The organism is Oscillochloris sp. ZM17-4 (genome assembly GCF_019599295.1).
GTDB lineage: Bacteria > Chloroflexota > Chloroflexia > Chloroflexales > Chloroflexaceae > Oscillochloris.
This window is the reverse complement of the sequence record NZ_JAIEWN010000010.1, coordinates 94,555-111,062: the sequence shown is the minus strand read 5'-3', so window position 1 is coordinate 111,062 and position 16,508 is coordinate 94,555. Positions and strand designations below refer to the sequence as shown.

Here is a 16,508-nt window from a genome sequence, read left to right as displayed (position 1 = left end):
ACCCGGCGATCGCCAAGACCCTGGCCGAGTCCGACCTGACCAAGGCCACCGCCGCCGACAAGGGCAATGTGTTCATCCTGGCCCCCAACGATGACACCTCCCGCGCCATCGGCGACACCTTCAAGACCGACAAGGACGTGACCAGCTACCTGATCACCGGTCAGGACGCCGCCCCGGCCTCCGTACAGTACATCATCGACGGCAAGCAGTCGATGACCGTGTTCAAGGATGTGCGCACCCTGGTCGCCGACTCGATCAGCGCCGCCGTCGCCCTGCTGACCGACACGGCCCCGGCCGCCAAGGGCAGCTACAACAACGGCAAGATCGACGTGCCGGCCATCCAGTCCCCGGTGGTCACCGTCGATAAGGCCAACGTCAAGGCCGAGCTGTTCGACTCCGGCTACTACAACACCAGCGACTACACCGGCCTGTAGATCACTGAGCCGGATTGAGACGCTGAGACGCTGAGGTTCATGCCTCTTGCGGAGTGGTTGACGGCGAGCCGTCAGCCACTCCGAGTATTCCGAGTATATTGTTCCCTCGCGCGACCGCCCGGCAACTGAAGTCGCGGGCTGATTCTTCGGCGAAGGCCGCCTGCGCGGCCTCAGCCAGGCCGCGCAGGCGGCCTTCGCCAGGATCTCAGCCGGGGACTTTAGTCCCACGGCGCCGAGGCCGGACGACAATGACATGGCGCTTATATGGGCCATTGCGGGCAATGCCGTGGGGTTGCTCACTTCCCCCTGAGCGGCGATAATAGCCCTGCCCCTGACGTGGTGCTCAATGGCCGACCACCAGCCGCCTGCCCGGCGTGATGAGCGATGGGCATGATCGAAAAAGCGAGACTCGCAATGAATACCCCCCCAATCCTGGAGATGCGCGGCATCACCAAGGAATTCCCCGGCGTGAAGGCATTAGACAATGTGAGCTTTCGTGTCGCCCAGGGTGAGATCCACTGCCTCGTCGGCGAGAACGGCGCGGGCAAGTCCACCCTCATGAAGGTGCTGAGCGGGGTCTACCCCCACGGCACCTACAGCGGAGACATTCTGCTCAACGGGCAGGTGCAGAGCTACCGGGGCATCCGCGACAGCGAGCACGCCGGGATCGCGATCATCTACCAGGAGCTGGCCCTCATCCCCGAGCTGACCGTCTACGAGAATATCTTCCTCGGCAACGAGATCCGCAACGGCCCGATCGTGAACTGGAACGAGACGATCAAGCGCGCCGGCGAGATGCTGGCCAAGGTGCGGCTGAAGGTGAACCCGGCCGCGAAGATCAAGGATCTGGGCGTGGGCAAGCAGCAGCTGGTGGAGATCGCCAAGGCGCTGAGCCGCAACATCAAGCTGCTGATCCTCGATGAGCCGACGGCCGCGCTGAACGAGGACGATAGCGCCAACCTGCTCGACCTGCTGCGCGGCCTGCGCGATCAGGGCGTGACATGCATCATGATCTCGCACAAGCTCAAGGAGGTGCTGGCGATCGCCGATACCGTCACCGTGCTGCGCGACGGGCAGACGATCTGCACCCTGGACGCGCACAAGGGCGAGGTCTCGGAGGGCGCGCTGATCAAGCACATGGTCGGCCGCGAGATCGACAACATCTACCCGCAGCGCGAGCACAAGCAGCCCGGCGATGTGGTGCTTGAGGTGCGCGGCTGGAACGCCTACGACCCGGCCCTCGGCCGGGAGATCCTGCACAACGTGAGCATGAATGTGCGGCGCGGTGAGATCGTCGGCGTGGCCGGGCTGATGGGCTCGGGGCGCACCGAGCTGGCCCTGAGCATCTTCGGAAACCCGCTGGGCTACCAGGTCAAGGGTGAGCTGCGGGTCAAGGGCGAGCAGCGCAGCTTCCGCGACCCCGAGGCCGCGATCAAGGCCGGCGTGGCCTATGTGACCGAGGACCGCAAGGGCAACGGCCTGATCCTCATCCAGGATGTCAAAGAGAACATCACCCTGGCGAACCTCCAGGCGATCGCCAAGAACAGCATGATCGACGGCAACGCCGAGATCAAGGTCGCCAACGAGTACCGCACCTCGCTCAACATCAAGACGCCCACCGTCGAGCAGCGCGTCTCGAACCTGAGCGGCGGCAACCAGCAGAAGGTCTGCCTGGGCAAGTGGCTGTTTGTGAAGCCCGACCTGCTGATCCTCGACGAGCCCACCCGCGGCATCGACGTGGGCGCGAAGTACGAGATCTACACGCTCATGAACCGGCTGGTCGAGCAGGGCATGAGCATCATTATGATCTCGTCGGAGCTGCCCGAGGTGCTGGGCATGAGCGACCGGGTGTATATCGTCTCCTCGGGCCGGATCACCGGCGAGCTGCCGATCGCCGAGGCGACGCCCGAGAAGGTCATGCACCTGGCGACGAACTAGATCACTGAGACAAAATTTCAGATTGTAGATTGCAGATTGCAGATTTGGTGCAGGAGAACGCCACTCACGGCATCAAACTGTAAAGCAACCTGAAATCTTGTCGGTATAAGCCTGTGAATGTGCTGCCTCCAATCTGCAATCTGCAATCTGCAATCTGCAATCCCACGAGGAGTATCTGGGATGTTTTTCCAGGATCTACAGAAGGTACTGCGGCAGAATATCCGCGAGTACGGCATGTTCATCGCCCTGTTCGTGATCATGGGGATCTTCGCGGTCACCACCAAAGGGATCTTCCTCTCAGCGCGCAATCTGAGCAACCTGCTCAACCAGACCGGCTACATCGCGGTGCTGGCGGTGGGCATGACCCTGGTGATCGTCATCCGGCACATCGACCTGTCGGTGGGCTTCCTGGCGGGCTTCCTGGGCGCGGTGGCCGCGATCGCCCTGAGCAGCTGGGGCATGCCGGTCGTCCTCGTAGTGCCGATGGTGCTGGCCATGGGCGCGATCGCCGGCCTGATCACCGCGCTGCCGGTGGCCCAGCTCGGCATCCCATCCTTCGTCGCCTCGCTGGCCGGCTGGCTGATCTACCGCGGCTTCCTCCAGCTGGTGACGGAGGGCACCGGGACAATCATCATCTCGAACGAGGCCTTCAACGCGATCGGCAACGGGTTCATCCCGGACATCCCGAACATCGGCATCCTGAACGAGACACATAAGCTGACGCTGCTGGCCGGCGCGGTGGCGATCGTGCTGTTCATCATGAGCGAGATCAGCCGCCGGCGGAACCAGGAGGCCTACAACTTCGAGGTGCTGCCGCCCGCGATCTTTACGATCAAGCTGGTCTTCATCTCGGTGCTGGTGGCCGCGATCACCTGGGTGCTGGCGAGCTACCAGGGCATCTCGTGGACGGTGGTGATCATGCTGGTGGTGGTCGGCATCTACCACTTCATCACCACGCAGACGGTGCTGGGCCGGCACATCTACGCGGTGGGCGGCAACCCTGACGCGGCCGAGCTGAGCGGCATCAGCGTGAAGCGGATCATCTACATGGTCTTCGGCTCGATGGGTCTGCTCTCGGCGCTCTCGGGCATCCTCTTCGCCGCGCGCCTGACCTCGGCCTCGACCACGGCGGGCACGCTGTTCGAGCTGGACGCGATCGCGGCGGCCTATGTGGGCGGCGTCTCGGCGGCCGGCGGCGTGGGCCGAGTGACCGGCTCGATCATCGGGGCGCTGGTGATGACCTCGCTGATCAACGGCATGAACCTGATGGGCGTGGGCATCTCCTCGCAGTACATCGTGCGCGGCGCGGTGCTGGCGGGGGCGGTGATCTTCGACGTGGCGACGCGGCGGTCGAGCAAGTGATCACTGAGGCGCTGAGGCGCTGAGGCACTGAGCTACAGTATAGGTCTCTTGGGGAGGGCGTAGGCCTCCCCAAACCCCTCCCCCTTCCCCTATGGCACGTGATGTAGCGACATCGACATCCCCGCCGCGCTGGCGGCTGCTGGTCGCCCGCCAGGAGCTGGTGATCCTGGCGCTGCTGCTGCTGGTCTCGGCGGGGCTGAGCCTGCTGACCGGCAATTTCTTCGCGGCGACGAACCTGCTCAACCTGGCGCGGAATGTCTCGTGGTTCGCCGTGGCCGCCTTCGGGGTGGGCATGGTCATCCTGATCGGTGGGATCGACCTCTCGTCGGGGGCGGTGATGGCCCTGGCGGGGCTGGCGAGCGCGCTGCTGCTCCAGCTGGGCCTGCCGATCTGGCTGGCGGTGCCGGTGGGCCTGCTGAGCGGGGCGCTGGTCGGGCTGTGCAACGGCGTGCTGGTGGGCATGTTCAACACCCCGCCCTTCATCGTCACCCTGGGGATGATGGGTGTGGTGCGCGGGATGACCTTCAGCCTCTCGGCCGGGCGGCCGGTGCGCGACCTGCCGCCGGCCTTCCGTGCGCTGGGCCAGGACGACGTGTGGGTCGGGCCGCTGCTGGTGCCGCTGCCGCTGCTGACGATGGTCGGGGTGGCGCTGCTGGTGTCCCTGCTGCTGCGCTCGACGGTGCTGGGGCGCTATATCTACACCCTCGGCCGCGACGAGCGGGCGCTGCAGGTGGCCGGGGTGCGCACCGAGCGGATCAAGGTGGTGGTCTACACCTTCAGCGGGCTGCTGGCGGCCTGCGGCGGCATTATCATGACCTCGTGGCTCGGCGTGGCCGCGCCCACGGCCGCCGCCGACTACGAGCTCGACATCATCGCCGCGGCGGTGATCGGCGGCACCAGCCTGTTCGGTGGCGAGGGCAGCGTCTTCGGCGTGGTGCTGGGCGCGCTGCTGATGCAGGTGGTGCGCACCGGCATGGTGCTGCTCGGCTTCCCGACCTACCTCCAGGTGGGGGCGATCGGCATGATGATCATGCTGGTGGTGCTGATCGATAACTTCCGGCGGCGCAGGCTGTCGCGGTAGCGAGCCGTAAGGGCGCAGCAGCGCGGCGCTGCTGCGCCCTTCCTCCGGTGATGGGCGAGTAGGCATGAGCAGGCTGTGGACACTTGGGATACTCGTGATTGTTCTGCTGGCCGCCTGCGGGCCGGCGGCCGGCTCCGGGCGGCCGACGATCACGATCGCCTGGGTTCACAAGAGCCTGGGCAACCCGGTGTTCGAGCTGGGCAGCCGGGGGGCGCAGGCCAAGGCCCGCGAGCTGAGCGCCGGCGGCCCCTACGAGGTGCAGCTGATCACGGCCGGCCCGGTGGCCGCCGACGCGGTCGAGCAGGCCCGGGTGATCGAGGATCTGATCGCCCGCCAGGTGGATGGGATCGCCGTCTCCTGCAACGACCCGACGGCCTGCGTGGACCCGATCAACCGCGCGGTGGCGGCGGGAATCCCGGTGATGACCTGGGATAGCGACGCGCCCGACAGCCGGCGATTCACCTACCTGGCGATCGACAACTACCAGGCCGGCTGGGAGGCCGCCCGGCTGCTGGTGGGCGCGATCGGGCCGCGGGGCAAGGTGGCCATGCTCACCGGGGTGCCGGGGGCGCTGAACCTGGAGGAGCGCGCGCGCGGCTTCCGCGACGGCCTGGCCGCCTACCCCGACGTCGAGCTGGTGGCGACCGTCTTCAGCAACGAGGACATCAGCCGGGGGGTGCAGGGCGTCGAGGAGGTGATGCAGGCCCACCCGGACCTGCGCGGCTGGTTCTACGTGGGGCTGTGGCCGCTCTTCGCCGACCGCGGCTCGATGCCGCTCTGGGAGGCGGCGACGCAGGCGGGCACCCTGAAGACGGTGGCCTTCGACACGCTGCCCGTGGAGCTGAACCTGCTGCGCGAGGGCTACCTCACCGCCCTGATCGGCCAGAAGTACTGGGGCTGGGGCTACGACTCGGTCCAGATCGTGTATGACCGGATCGTCCACAAGGCGGACTACCCGCCGTTCATCGACACCGGCCTGGATATTGTCACCGCCAACAATGTGGACGCGATGATTCGCGCCTGGGACACCAACGACTTCCAGACGCCCCTACGGCGGCACACCACCTATGGAACCGATCCTCCAGTGCATTGGCTTAACCAAACGCTTCGGCACGCTCGGCGCCCTCGACCGGGTGAGCTTCAGCGTGGCCCCCGGCGAGGTCGTGGGCATGGTGGGGCGCAGCGGCGCCGGCAAGTCGGTGCTGGCCGAGCTGCTGGGCGGCCTGATGGCCCCCACCGACGGCGAGGCGCTGATCGACGGGCACCGGCTGCGCTGGCCCTTCCGTGCGCCGGCGCACGGCGTGGCGGTGGTGCCGCAGCGCCCCGTCCTCGCCGAGCGGCTCGACATCACCGCGAACATCTTCCTCGGGGCCGAGCTGGGCTGGCCGCAGCGCCTCGGCTGGCTGCGCTTCCCCGACCGGCGGCGCATGGATCAGCTGGCCCTCGACGTGCTGGCCCAGCTTGAGCTGCCGGTGGAGACGCTGCGCGCACCGGTGAACCAGCTCTCTAGCGAGCAGCGCCAGCTGGTGGCCATCGCCCGCGCCATGGTGATGCCGGCGCGGCTGATGATCCTCGACGAGCCGGCGGCCCTGCTCAGCTACAGCTTCCAGCAGCGCCTGCTGGCCCTCATCCGCAGCTGGCAGCGGCAGGGCGTCGCCGTCATCCTGTCTAGCAGCAGCCTCGACCATATCTTCGCCGTGACCGACCGGGTGATCGTGCTGAACGAGGGCCAGAAGGTGCTGGACGCCCGCACCGACAGCACCAGCCGCGAGCAGATCGTGGCCGCCCTGATCGGCCAGGGCGAGCGCCAGCAGCTCACGCCGATGATCTGGGCGCTGGAGAGCTACTACAGCGCCCGCGAGCAGTCTGAGCGCCTGCGCCTCCAGCAGCGCCGCCTGGAGCGCGACCTGGCCGCCCAGGACAGCCTGAACCAGCAGCTGATCCAGCAGCTCGCCGAGCAGGTGAAGTCGCTCGACCAGGCCAACCTGGCCCTACAGGACGCCCAGCGGCGCCTGCTGACCGAGCGCGAGGGCGAGCGCAAGTACCTGGCCCGCGAGCTGCACGACCAGGTGATCCAAGATCTGCTGAGCGTGAACTTCCAGCTTGAGGATCTCCAGAGCGATGCGGATGAGGAGTCGGGGCTCTCGCAGGAGCTGGCCGAGGTGCGCCTCAGCATGCGCGCCCTGGTAGACGACGTGCGCCAGATCTGCGGCAACCTGCGCCCGCCGACGATCGATAGCCTGGGGCTCGGGGCGGCCCTCCAGTCGTACACGCGGGACTGGGCGGCGCGCACCGAGGTGGCCGTCAACCTCCAGGTGGACGAGAGCCTGGGCCGGCTGCCCGAGGAGCTGGAGCTGTCGATCTTCCGCATCGTGCAGGAGAGCCTGTCGAACGTGCGCAAGCACGCCCAGGCCCGCGAGGTGACGGTGCGCCTTATCTCCACATCGCCGCGCGCCCTGGGCATCACCATCGCCGACGACGGCACAGGCATGCGCTCCGGGCTCGACCTGGCGGCCCTGGCGAACGCCGGCCACTACGGGCTGCTCGGGATCAGCGAGCGGGTGGCCCTGCTCCAGGGCAAGCTGCGCATCTACAACCGGCCTAGCGGCGGCCTGGCGATCGAGGCCGAGATCCCGCACCCGCGCGCCCCCGGCGCGCTCCCTGATCGTCGCCGCCGCCAGGTACCAGTGCTCGCGCAGCTCCAGGGGCCAGGCGGCCACGTGCGGGGTGAGATCGCGCAGGGTCTCAGCGTCGCCAACCCAGGCCAGCGCCTCGATCGCCTTGCGCCGCAGGTAGATCGGCTCCCCGTCACTATCGCTCGCGCGCCGGTCCACCGTGAAGCGCCCCAGCGCCAGCGGCCGGATCCTCCGCCCGGCGGCGATGTCCTGGATGAGCTGCTTGAGGGTCGGGCCGGGCCGCCCATCGCCAAGATCGAGCTGCCGCTTCTCGATGCCCATGCCCATCCATGCCAGGCTCTGGAGCGCCTTGCTCTTAATCGTCTGGCTGGGGTTGGTGACCAGGAGCCCGATCAGCCAGCAGATCACCTCGGGGCTGGCCGCGCGCAGGCGGCCGGCCAGGTAGGCGAGCTGCTGGGCCGCGCTGTTCGGGATCGTCTGCTTACGCTGCACCAGCACCGTCAGCAGCGGGGCCACCTGGCTCGGCTCGAAGAGAGTCAGCGCGTCGGCGGCCGCCCACATGGTGTCCTCCCAGTCAGGGCTGATCCGCTCGTCGGCGGTGTCGGCGGGGCCGAGGATCACCCGCAGGAGCTGGCGGGCGTCCAGCAGCTTCTTTCCCTCGCTGTCGATCATGTCGCCGAGGGCGAACGCGGCCAGGGCGCGCTCGGGCGGGTTGGGCGAGTTGCGCAGGATGTCGCGGAACTCTGCGCGCCCCTCGGCCCCGTGATTCCAGATCCGCATCAGGCGCACCAGCATCTGATCGTTGCGGATGTCGGCGATCGAAGGCATCGCGCTCGGCTCCCCGCCCGCACCATCGGCCAGCGATGCCATGTCGGGCCGCCCATCGGTGAGCAGCAGGCTCGGCAGATCATCGCGCGGGCCGTCGCTGCCCAGCCCCAGGTTGCCTGGCAGGTAGATGTTGCGCAGGGCGCGGGCGGCGGCGATCCGCACGTTGGTGTACTCGTAGCGCGGGCCGCTGCTCGTCTTGCGGACGCGGTCGACCAGGAGGCGGCGCAGCTCGTGGCGCACCTGCGGGTGGCTCAGGCGGCCGAGGGCGATGGCCACCTGCTCGCGCCGATCGGCCGCGGGCTCACGGTCCGCGCGCAGCCGCAGCACGCAGGCGTCCAGCAGCTCATCCCGCAGCGCCGCGGGCAGGCGCGCATCTTGCTCGGGGGGAAGGGCCTCCAGGCTGCGGGCGGCGATCAGGGCGTGCGTGTAGCTCCCCGCGCGGATGGCGGCGGCCAGGCTCTCGAAGAGCGGGGCCGGGTCGCTGATCAGGCCGGACAGGGAGTAGATCACATCCTCCCACCAGATCTGGCGCTTGGGGCTGCTACAGAGGCTGATGATGTCGCGCGCGCGCTCGGCCAGGTCGGGGCGGGCGGCGAGGGCCACGGCGGCGCAGTAGGACTGAACCGCCGGGTTGACGAAGCGGGCCGTGCCCACGCCGACGCCGATCAGCAGGCGGGCGTCGCAGAGCTCCCGGTAGAGCTCCTCCAGGCCGTAGTCGCGGTCGCGGCGTATCTCGGCCAGGATGCGAAACACCTCGCTCAGCGGCAGCTGATCGATATGATTCCAGCGGCCATACCACGCCAGGGCCACCAGGCTCTCGCGGGCGACATCGCCGACGCCGTAGCGCGGCGGGAGGCCGCCAAGCGCCTGGTCGAAGTGCTCCTGCACCAGCTGGTTGCGGGTCAGCCGGGCCTGCGGGTCGCCGGCCATGCGGACGTAGATCATCGCGAGCAGGCTCATGTCGCTGGCCAGGGCCAGCAGGCGATTCTCACGGATCTGGCTGAAGATCTGGTAGGCGCCGCGCTTCTCGCGCCGGCTGATGTAGCGGAAGATCTGCTGCTCGGTGAGCGGCTGGATCACCAGGACGTGGGCGCCGACGAGAGCGTGGGAGGGGAAGCTCTCCTGCGATGAGGTGATCACAAACTGCTGGTCAGGCATGCGCGCGGCGAGGGCGCTCAGGTCGTTGGCGAGATCGACACGCGCCTTCGCGGGGAGGCTGTCGAGGTTGTCGAGCAGAAAGATAGCGCGCGGGCGGGTGTAGCTGGCCCGGATCACGCCCGGCGGCCGGAACAGCTCGCTCAGGGCGAGCCCGAGGGCGGCGTTGGCGGACTGGGCCTGCTCCACAATATGCCGCGCCAGCCGATCCGCCCCGCGCTGGGTCTCGTATCCGGTGAGCGACACCATGACCCCCGGGGGGCGACTCGGATCCTCCGTCACCTTCAGGGCCAGATCGTAGGCGAGGCGCTGGAGGATCGTCGTCTGCCCAGAGTGGGGCGGCCCGATCACGGCGGTGACCGTGCTGTAGCCGCCGGCAGGCGCCTCGCCGTGGCGGTGACGATCACCGAGCCGCCCCTGCTCAAGGATGCGGTGCAGGGTCTCGATCACGCTGACGCTGGCAGGGGCGTCCTCGGGGCGCGAGCGCACCAGGCTCCAGTTCTGCCCAGGGGACACCGCCAGCACGCCGGACTCGATGAACTCCGGGCCGCTCCAGCGCACGTACGTGGGGTCCGCCAGGATCGACTCGATATACTCAAGCTGCGCGTTTGGGGTGAAGAGCCGGCCGCTGAGCGAGCGCATGTAGAGCGCCGGCGTCGTCCAGCCGATGTCATCGGCCGCGTAGACGCGCCGCCGCGCCACATTGACCGCCACGTCGATCAGCCCCTCGCGCAGCAGGTGCTCGCTGAGGTGGTAGGTGAAGCGGCGGGCCAGGGTGATCTCGACCAGGCGCTGCATGGCCAGCACCGCCGAGACGCCGCCGCTGATCACCAGGCGCGCCGCCAGGCTGTTGATCGTCCGGCTGGCCGATGTCACGGCGCTATTACACGTCACCAGCACCACCATCGCCGGCCGGTGGCTCTCGGGGAGCTGCTGCATCAGGCTGACGAGATCCTCGGCGGGGTAGAGCCGCGACTGTCGCGTCTCCGGGTTCTCAAGGATCAGGCACGACCCGTACTGGTGGTTGTAGGCCGCGTGGCCCATATAGAGCAGCACATCGTAGCCATCAGGCCGCGCGCCATCAATGCCGCCCTGGGAGATGGCGTCCTGAAGCGCCCTGGCAGAGGCGACCGGCAGCACATCGTAGCTGAACTGCCCTGAGCTGATGATCGGGCTGAATCGGGTGCGGAAGTCGCGCTCCTCGCTCTCCCGGCCGACGGGCGCGAGCCCCTCCCAGCGATCCGCGAGGTCGGCCGGATCAGCGATGGCGAGCAGCAGGCGCACGGGGCGGTGGCGCACCGGCTCGCCCTCATCGAAGTCGGCGTTCTCGATGTAGCGCGAGAAGGCGATCCGCCCGTCTGTGGCGATCGGGCGCGCGGGCGACATGCCGCCGCTATCGTCGAAGTGCAGCAGCTCCCAGGGCACGGCGTGGATCGCGGGCGCCGCCGGGTCTAGGGCCAGCCGCAGCCGCAGGATCCGGTCGCGCGCGACGGCCGCGGCCCACGCCTGCTGAAAGGCGACCGAGAGCCTCCCGCTGAACAGCCGGTTGAACAGGTCGAGGCCATGAGCGACGAGGGCGCCCGCATCATTGGGCGCCGGATCAACGTAGTCGTCGATCTGCAGCGCCTCCTGGGCGTGGACCCGGCGCCCGCCCTCCATCCACATCTCGACCATATAGGCGTGGTCGCCACCCACATCGCTTCGTCGCACCCGCACCAGCAGATCATCGAACGCTTGCATGATCCCCCCAACCCCCAACCCCCAATACTAGGGTGTGACGAAAGTTTCTGCATGCGGGCGGGCGGCGTCGGCGCAGGCCGACGCTCGGCGCGCAGCGCCCCGGCGACGCGGCTTCAGCCGCCCGCCAGAGCCCCGCTGCAAGACTATACGTCACACCACCAATACTACCGCACTTTGCGCGGCCCGCGGGCGGCGTGCTATACTGCCGCCGTTCTCTGCGCGGAAAGCGAGGCCCCAGTGACCACACGGCAGCATATCTGGCATCTCCTGGTCACCTGGCTGGCGCTCCTCTCACTGGCAGGCTGTAGCGCCGGCGCCGCATCGGTTGCCGGAACGCCAGCGCCAACGGCCGGCGCGGGCGAGCGCGCAAAGACCGTGCTCGTGCTCTGGCACTCCTGGCCCAACCCCGAGGATCGCGCCCTCGCCGCCCTCGTCGAGCGCTATAACCGCAGCAACCCCGCCGTGCAGATCATCCTCCAGGCCCACTCGGTTGCGGCGATCACCTCCGATCTCGCCATGGCCGTCTCCGAGGGCGGCGGGCCGCACATGGCCATCCTGAAGAGCCACACCCTCGGCGGGCTGGCCGATAGCGGCGCCCTGATGCCAATGGGCGACCTGATCCCGGACGCCGAGCTGAGCCAGCTGCTGCCGGCGGCCCTCGGCAGCACCCAGCTCCAGACGGGCGCGGAGCCCGCGCTCTACGGCGTGCCGCTCACCTTCGACACCCTCGCCCTCTACTACAACAAGGCGAACTTCGCCGCCGCCCCGCCCGCCGACACCACCGCGCTGCTCGCCGTGGCCCGCGGCCTGACCGACACCCGCAGCAGCCCGCCCACCTGGGGGCTGGCGATAAACCTCAGCCTCGACCGCACCATCGGCTACCTCTACGCCTTCGGCGGGCGGATCTTCGATGAGAACCGCGACCTCGTGCTCGGCCTCGATGGGCGGATCGGCGCCGAGGCCTGGCTGGGCTGGGTCGAGAGCCTGCATAGCGACGAGCGCATCCTGGCGAGCACCGACGGCATCGCCGTCGATAACGCCGTGATGACCCGCGAGGCCCTGATGACCTTCGACTGGTCGCACGCCCTGGGCGCCTACCGCGAGCTCTGGCAGGAGAATGTGGGCGTCGCACCCCTGCCGCGCCTGAGCGACGGCGACCGCGCGCCACAGCCCTATGTGCAGAGCGATGCGGTGGTGCTGAACGCCCGGATCGGCGCGCCCGAGCGCCAGGCCGCCGTCGACTTCATCCGCTACCTGATCAGCGCCGAGTCCCAGGCGGATCTGCTGCGCGCCGGGCGCCAGCCGGCCCTGCGCAGCCTGGATCTGGCGTCGGTCGAGGGGGTTGACCCTCAGCTCCGTGAGGCCGCCCTCGTCTTTCGCGACCAGGCCGCGCAGGGGCAGCCTATGCCGAATAGCCGCCAGGCGAACGATGTCGTCTGGGGCGCGCTCTCGGATATGCACGCCAATGTCCTGCGCGGCCTGCTCGACCCCGAGCAGGCCGTCTCCGAGGCCGATAGCGCCCTGCGCGAGCGGCTGGGCCTGCCGCCCACCCCCTGACATCGACAGTAACAGAGGCGTGTTATAATCTACTACTATAGCTAATCATTACACTTCATAGCCTGTCAACGTACGGCTTTGCCGATTGCCACCCAGCAAACTAGTTGCCCAGGCTCTGGAAATGTAGTAGAATAAGCCAAGACGGCCGTCAACTGCGGCCCGTATGATCCTGGCACCAATTGCCAGTTCGTTCTAGCCTCTGCTCCAGAACTGCTGACGGCCCCTAAGGAGGATCTGAATGGCAAGCAGAACCGAAGAGATGGTGCGGCATCTGAAGGCCTTGTCCATGAACACGCCCGACATCGAGGCGTCGGCGGTCGTGAGTGTTGATGGCCTCATCATGGCTTCGGCGTTGCCGGCGGATGTTGAGGAGGACCGGGTCTCGGCGATGAGCGCGGCCATGCTGTCCCTGGGTGAGCGGATCGCCAATGAGCTCCGCCGTGGCCAGCTCGACCAGGTCTTTGTCCGCGGCGAAGATGGGTACGTGATCCTGATGGCTATCGGTGAGGAGGCGGTGCTCACCGCGCTCGCTCAGAGCCGCGCCAAGCTCGGCCTTGTCTTCCTCGACATGCGCCGCACCGCAAATGAGCTGATTAACCTGGTCTAGCCAGGGATCCTCCAGAGGTCATATCGACAAGGGTCGGACACTATTGCCCGGCCCTGTTTGATTCTGCCCGCAGGGCTTCATCCATAGCTGGTCCTTTGGTGTTGGCGACGATGTCGCCAACACCAAAGGACCAACGCCCCCTACACTACCTCAGCGCCTCAGCGCTCTACTCCCCGAACAGATTCCCCAGGTTGATGTTGGGACCATTACCGCCGCCGCTGCTGCTGCCGCTGCTCGGCAGGTACTGCGCGATCTTCTTGGCCAGGTTCATCGCCGGCATCGTCTGGAGCCAGACGCGCCCCGGGCCGCGCAGGGTGGCCAGGAAGAGGCCCTCGCCGCCGAAGAGGATGTTCTTAAAGCCGCGCACCATCTCCACGTCAAACTGCACCGTCGGCTCGTACATCGCCACGTGGCCGGTGTCCACCTTCAGCATCTGGTTGGCCTCCAGCGTATACTCGACGATCTCGCCGTCAAGCTCGACGAAGGCCAGGCCGGGGCCGGTGAGCTTCTGCATCACGAAGCCCTCACCGCCGAAGAAGCCCGCCCCCAGCTTGCGCCGGAAGTGGATGTCGAGCGTCACGCTGCGCTCGGCGCACATGAAGGCGTCCTTCTGGCAGATCATCTGCTGGCCGGAGCCCAGGTTCAGCGGGACGATCTTGCCGGGGAACTCGGCCGAGAAGCCGACGATGCCGTTGCCTCCCTGCGAGGTGAAGCTGACCATGAAGATCGACTCGCCGGAGAACATGCGCTTGAAGGCGCCGCCCAGGCCGCCCTCCATGTTCGTCGCCATGTTGATGTTGGCGCTCATCCAGCTCATGCCGCCGCGCTCCGAGAAGACCGTCTGACTCGGCGGCAGCTCGATCACCACGGCCTGCATGGTGGTACCGATGATCTTGTACTGCAGCCCGCTGGCCCCCTGGCCCGCGCCGACCACCGCCGGGTCGGGCAGGTCGATCCGCTCGCCGGGGCGGTTATCGTAGACGTCGGCCATCGACTGGGACTCGCTGCCGCCGATACCGGGCGGGGTGGGCGCGGGGGAAGCCACGACCGGGGTGCCGCAGGTGGTGCAGAATCGGGCGTTGGGGGCGAGCTCAGCGTCGCAGTTTGTGCATCGCATGGGGCGTTTCTCCTATGCTGTACGCGCGCGGGGGCGCGACATCGGCCATCTCCACCAATTGTACGTGTGTCGGCGGGGTTTTGTTTCCTAGACAGGGAACAGGGAACAGGGGACAGGGGACAGGGGACAGGCGGAGCGAATCCGCACAGGATGTGCGTAAACAGTATCATAAAGCGCCCTGGAAGCCTTGCCTTGGAGAGCAAAAAGGGCCACGAAGCGCTTGGTGGTGCTTCGTGGCCCTTCTCCTGTCGCCTGTCGCCTGTCCCCTGTCCCTACTGCTGGCCGCCCCTGCTCAGGGTGGCAAGGAAATCGACATTCGTCTTCGTCTTGGCCATGCGGGTCAGCATCAGCTCGGTGCCCTCGTTATCGCCGAGCATGCTCACCATACGCCGCAGCGTCCAGACCTGGCGCAGCGCCTCGGGGCTGAGGATCAGCTCCTCGCGGCGGGTGCTGCTGCGCTGGATGTCGAGGGCGGGGAAGATGCGCTTCTCGGCCAGCTTGCGGTCGAGGTGCAGCTCCATGTTGCCGGTGCCCTTGAACTCCTCGTAGATCACATCGTCCATGCGCGAGCCGGTGTCCACCAGACATGTGGCGATGATCGTCAGCGAGCCGCCGCCCTCGATATTGCGGGCGGCGCCGAAGAAGCGCTTGGGCGGGTAGAGCGCCACCGGGTCGATGCCGCCGGAGAGCGTGCGCCCGCTGGGTGGCATATCCAGGTTGTAGGCGCGGGCGAGGCGGGTGATCGAGTCCATCAGGATGACCACATCCTGGCCGCCCTCGACGAGGCGCTTGGCGCGCTCCAGGGTCATCTCGGCGACCTTGGTGTGGTCCTCGACCGGCTCGTCGAAGGTGGACGAGATCACGTCGCCCTTGACGCTGCGCCGCATATCGGTGACCTCCTCGGGCCGCTCGCCGATCAGCAGCACCATCAGGTGAATATCCTGATGGTTCGAGGTCAGGCCGTTGGCGATCGCCTTGAGCAGCATCGTCTTGCCGGCCTTGGGGGGCGAGACGATCAGCCCGCGCTGGCCGCGGCCGATCGGCGCGATCAGGTCGACCAGGCGCGTGTGGAGCAGGTTCGGCTCCGTCTCCAGCTTCAGCTGCTCGTTGGGAAAGATCGGGGTGAGCTGGTCGAACGAGGGGCGCTTACGGGCCGTCTCCGGGTCAACCCCGTTGATCATCTCGACGCGCAGCAGCGAGTAGAAGCGCTCGCTCTCCTTGGGGGGGCGGATCTGGCCCCAGATCCGGTCGCCGGTGCGCAGGCCGAAGCGGCGGATCTGCGACTGTGACACGTAGACATCGTCGGCGCCGGGGAGCATGCGATCACCGCGGAGAAATCCGAAGCCGTCCGACACGATATCAAGGATGCCATCGCTGAAGGTGTTACCCTGCTCCTCCGATTGTGCCTGGAGCAGCTTGAAGATCAGATCCTGCTTTTTGAGCCCGCTAAAGCCGGTAATATCAAGTTTGCGGGCCATCTCGCGCAGGTCGCTGAGAGTCTTTGACTCTAATTCTGCGACATTCACGACGTGTTTCTCCTTGGCGGTCACCATGGTAGTCTGAGGATTTAGGGGCGCTTGTGCGGGCGCAATACGGCGCGGGAGAGTGCGTGCAGGGGCAACCGCCCATTACACCTACCCCAGCTCAACAGCTGAGCCGAAGAGGCGCGCAGGGCAGGACACAGGGTGTCACTAGCGCTGCACTGGGACGTACGTACCTACGGGCATGTGGTGTGGAATAGTATGTGTGAAGGCCAGCGAATGGCCTTCAGATACGCCGCACAGTGGGCTACGCGGCGTTGGCGCGACAGGTGCTATTGGGACACGGAAGGTTGGGGAGTGACGGTCGATGTGGCTGCTGCAACACCGACGCAACTCGAAGAGGTTTGCAGAGATTCACCCTGCTCCTTGCGTAAGTATAGCATAAGTGTCAAGAACATGCAAATCGGATCGACTGTGATACTGTGATCTACAGCAGCAGATCGTGCAGCGCCACAACCGTATCGGCCACCGCGAGCGCGCCGGCCGACATGAGCTCGGCGCGGCTGCCGTAG

At 67.3% G+C, this 16,508-nt stretch carries 9 protein-coding genes and 2 pseudogenes; 8 read left to right on the top strand and 3 right to left on the bottom strand.

All coding sequences use genetic code 11. The features are described 5' to 3' along the window. The 6 genes and pseudogenes from K2Z83_RS10345 to K2Z83_RS29865 all read left to right on the top strand — a co-directional run. The coding region (locus K2Z83_RS10345) for a substrate-binding domain-containing protein (RefSeq protein ID WP_220595100.1) at positions 1-434 on the top strand (434 nt) is incomplete at its 5' end. A 414-nt stretch (positions 435-848) separates the two neighbouring features. After that, positions 849-2,372 (top strand): ATP-binding cassette domain-containing protein, encoded by a 1,524-nt coding sequence (locus K2Z83_RS10340; protein WP_220595099.1) that lies wholly within the window; start codon positions 849-851, stop codon positions 2,370-2,372. A 180-nt stretch (positions 2,373-2,552) separates the two neighbouring features. Continuing rightward, entirely contained in the window at positions 2,553-3,734 is a 1,182-nt protein-coding gene (locus tag K2Z83_RS10335; protein ID WP_220595098.1) for a sugar ABC transporter permease, read from the top strand. A gap of 91 nt (positions 3,735-3,825) precedes the next feature. Continuing rightward, positions 3,826-4,815 (top strand): ABC transporter permease, encoded by a 990-nt coding sequence (locus tag K2Z83_RS10330; RefSeq protein WP_220595097.1) that lies wholly within the window; start codon positions 3,826-3,828, stop codon positions 4,813-4,815. A gap of 64 nt (positions 4,816-4,879) precedes the next feature. After that, a pseudogene (locus tag K2Z83_RS29870) lies at positions 4,880-5,740 on the top strand (sugar-binding protein); the annotation flags it as partial. Between the two features lie 142 nt (positions 5,741-5,882). After that, on the top strand, positions 5,883-9,410 hold the full coding sequence (locus tag K2Z83_RS29865) for an ATP-binding cassette domain-containing protein (RefSeq protein WP_370650135.1): 3,528 nt from the start codon (positions 5,883-5,885) through the stop codon (positions 9,408-9,410). A gap of 708 nt (positions 9,411-10,118) precedes the next feature. On the opposite strand, the pseudogene K2Z83_RS29860 reads toward K2Z83_RS29865, so the two are convergent. Beyond that, positions 10,119-11,093 (bottom strand): annotated as a pseudogene (locus tag K2Z83_RS29860) (CHAT domain-containing protein); the annotation flags it as partial. 318 nt (positions 11,094-11,411) lie between these two features. Here K2Z83_RS29860 and K2Z83_RS10315 point away from each other — a divergent pair. Together K2Z83_RS10315 and K2Z83_RS10310 are read left to right on the top strand one after the other, a co-directional pair. Then, positions 11,412-12,731: an extracellular solute-binding protein gene (locus tag K2Z83_RS10315; protein ID WP_370650130.1), complete on the top strand. Its 1,320-nt coding sequence runs from the start codon at positions 11,412-11,414 to the stop codon at positions 12,729-12,731. 238 nt (positions 12,732-12,969) lie between these two features. Next, entirely contained in the window at positions 12,970-13,338 is a 369-nt protein-coding gene (locus K2Z83_RS10310; RefSeq protein ID WP_129682597.1) for a roadblock/LC7 domain-containing protein, read from the top strand. Between the two features lie 166 nt (positions 13,339-13,504). Here the strand turns inward: K2Z83_RS10310 and K2Z83_RS10305 are convergent, their stop codons facing one another. Both K2Z83_RS10305 and rho read right to left on the bottom strand, forming a co-directional pair. Then, a complete protein-coding gene (locus K2Z83_RS10305) occupies positions 13,505-14,455 on the bottom strand; it encodes a TIGR00266 family protein (RefSeq protein ID WP_220595093.1) in 951 nt (316 codons plus the stop codon). 272 nt (positions 14,456-14,727) lie between these two features. Further along, entirely contained in the window at positions 14,728-15,981 is a 1,254-nt protein-coding gene (gene rho, locus K2Z83_RS10300; protein WP_220595092.1) for a transcription termination factor Rho, read from the bottom strand. Between the last annotated feature and the right edge of the window lie 527 nt (positions 15,982-16,508).

What these genes read in the sequence shown, in the direction of transcription:
- K2Z83_RS10340 (WP_220595099.1), top strand. Translation starts at nt 849, where the DNA reads ATGAATACCCCCCCAATCCTGGAGATGCGCGGCATCACCAAGGAATTC.
- K2Z83_RS10335 (WP_220595098.1), top strand. Translation starts at nt 2,553, where the DNA reads ATGTTTTTCCAGGATCTACAGAAGGTACTGCGGCAGAATATCCGCGAG.
- K2Z83_RS10330 (WP_220595097.1), top strand. Translation starts at nt 3,826, where the DNA reads ATGGCACGTGATGTAGCGACATCGACATCCCCGCCGCGCTGGCGGCTG.
- K2Z83_RS29865 (WP_370650135.1), top strand. Translation starts at nt 5,883, where the DNA reads ATGGAACCGATCCTCCAGTGCATTGGCTTAACCAAACGCTTCGGCACG.
- K2Z83_RS10310 (WP_129682597.1), top strand. Translation starts at nt 12,970, where the DNA reads ATGGCAAGCAGAACCGAAGAGATGGTGCGGCATCTGAAGGCCTTGTCC.
- K2Z83_RS10305 (WP_220595093.1), bottom strand. Translation starts at nt 14,455, where the DNA reads ATGCGATGCACAAACTGCGACGCTGAGCTCGCCCCCAACGCCCGATTC.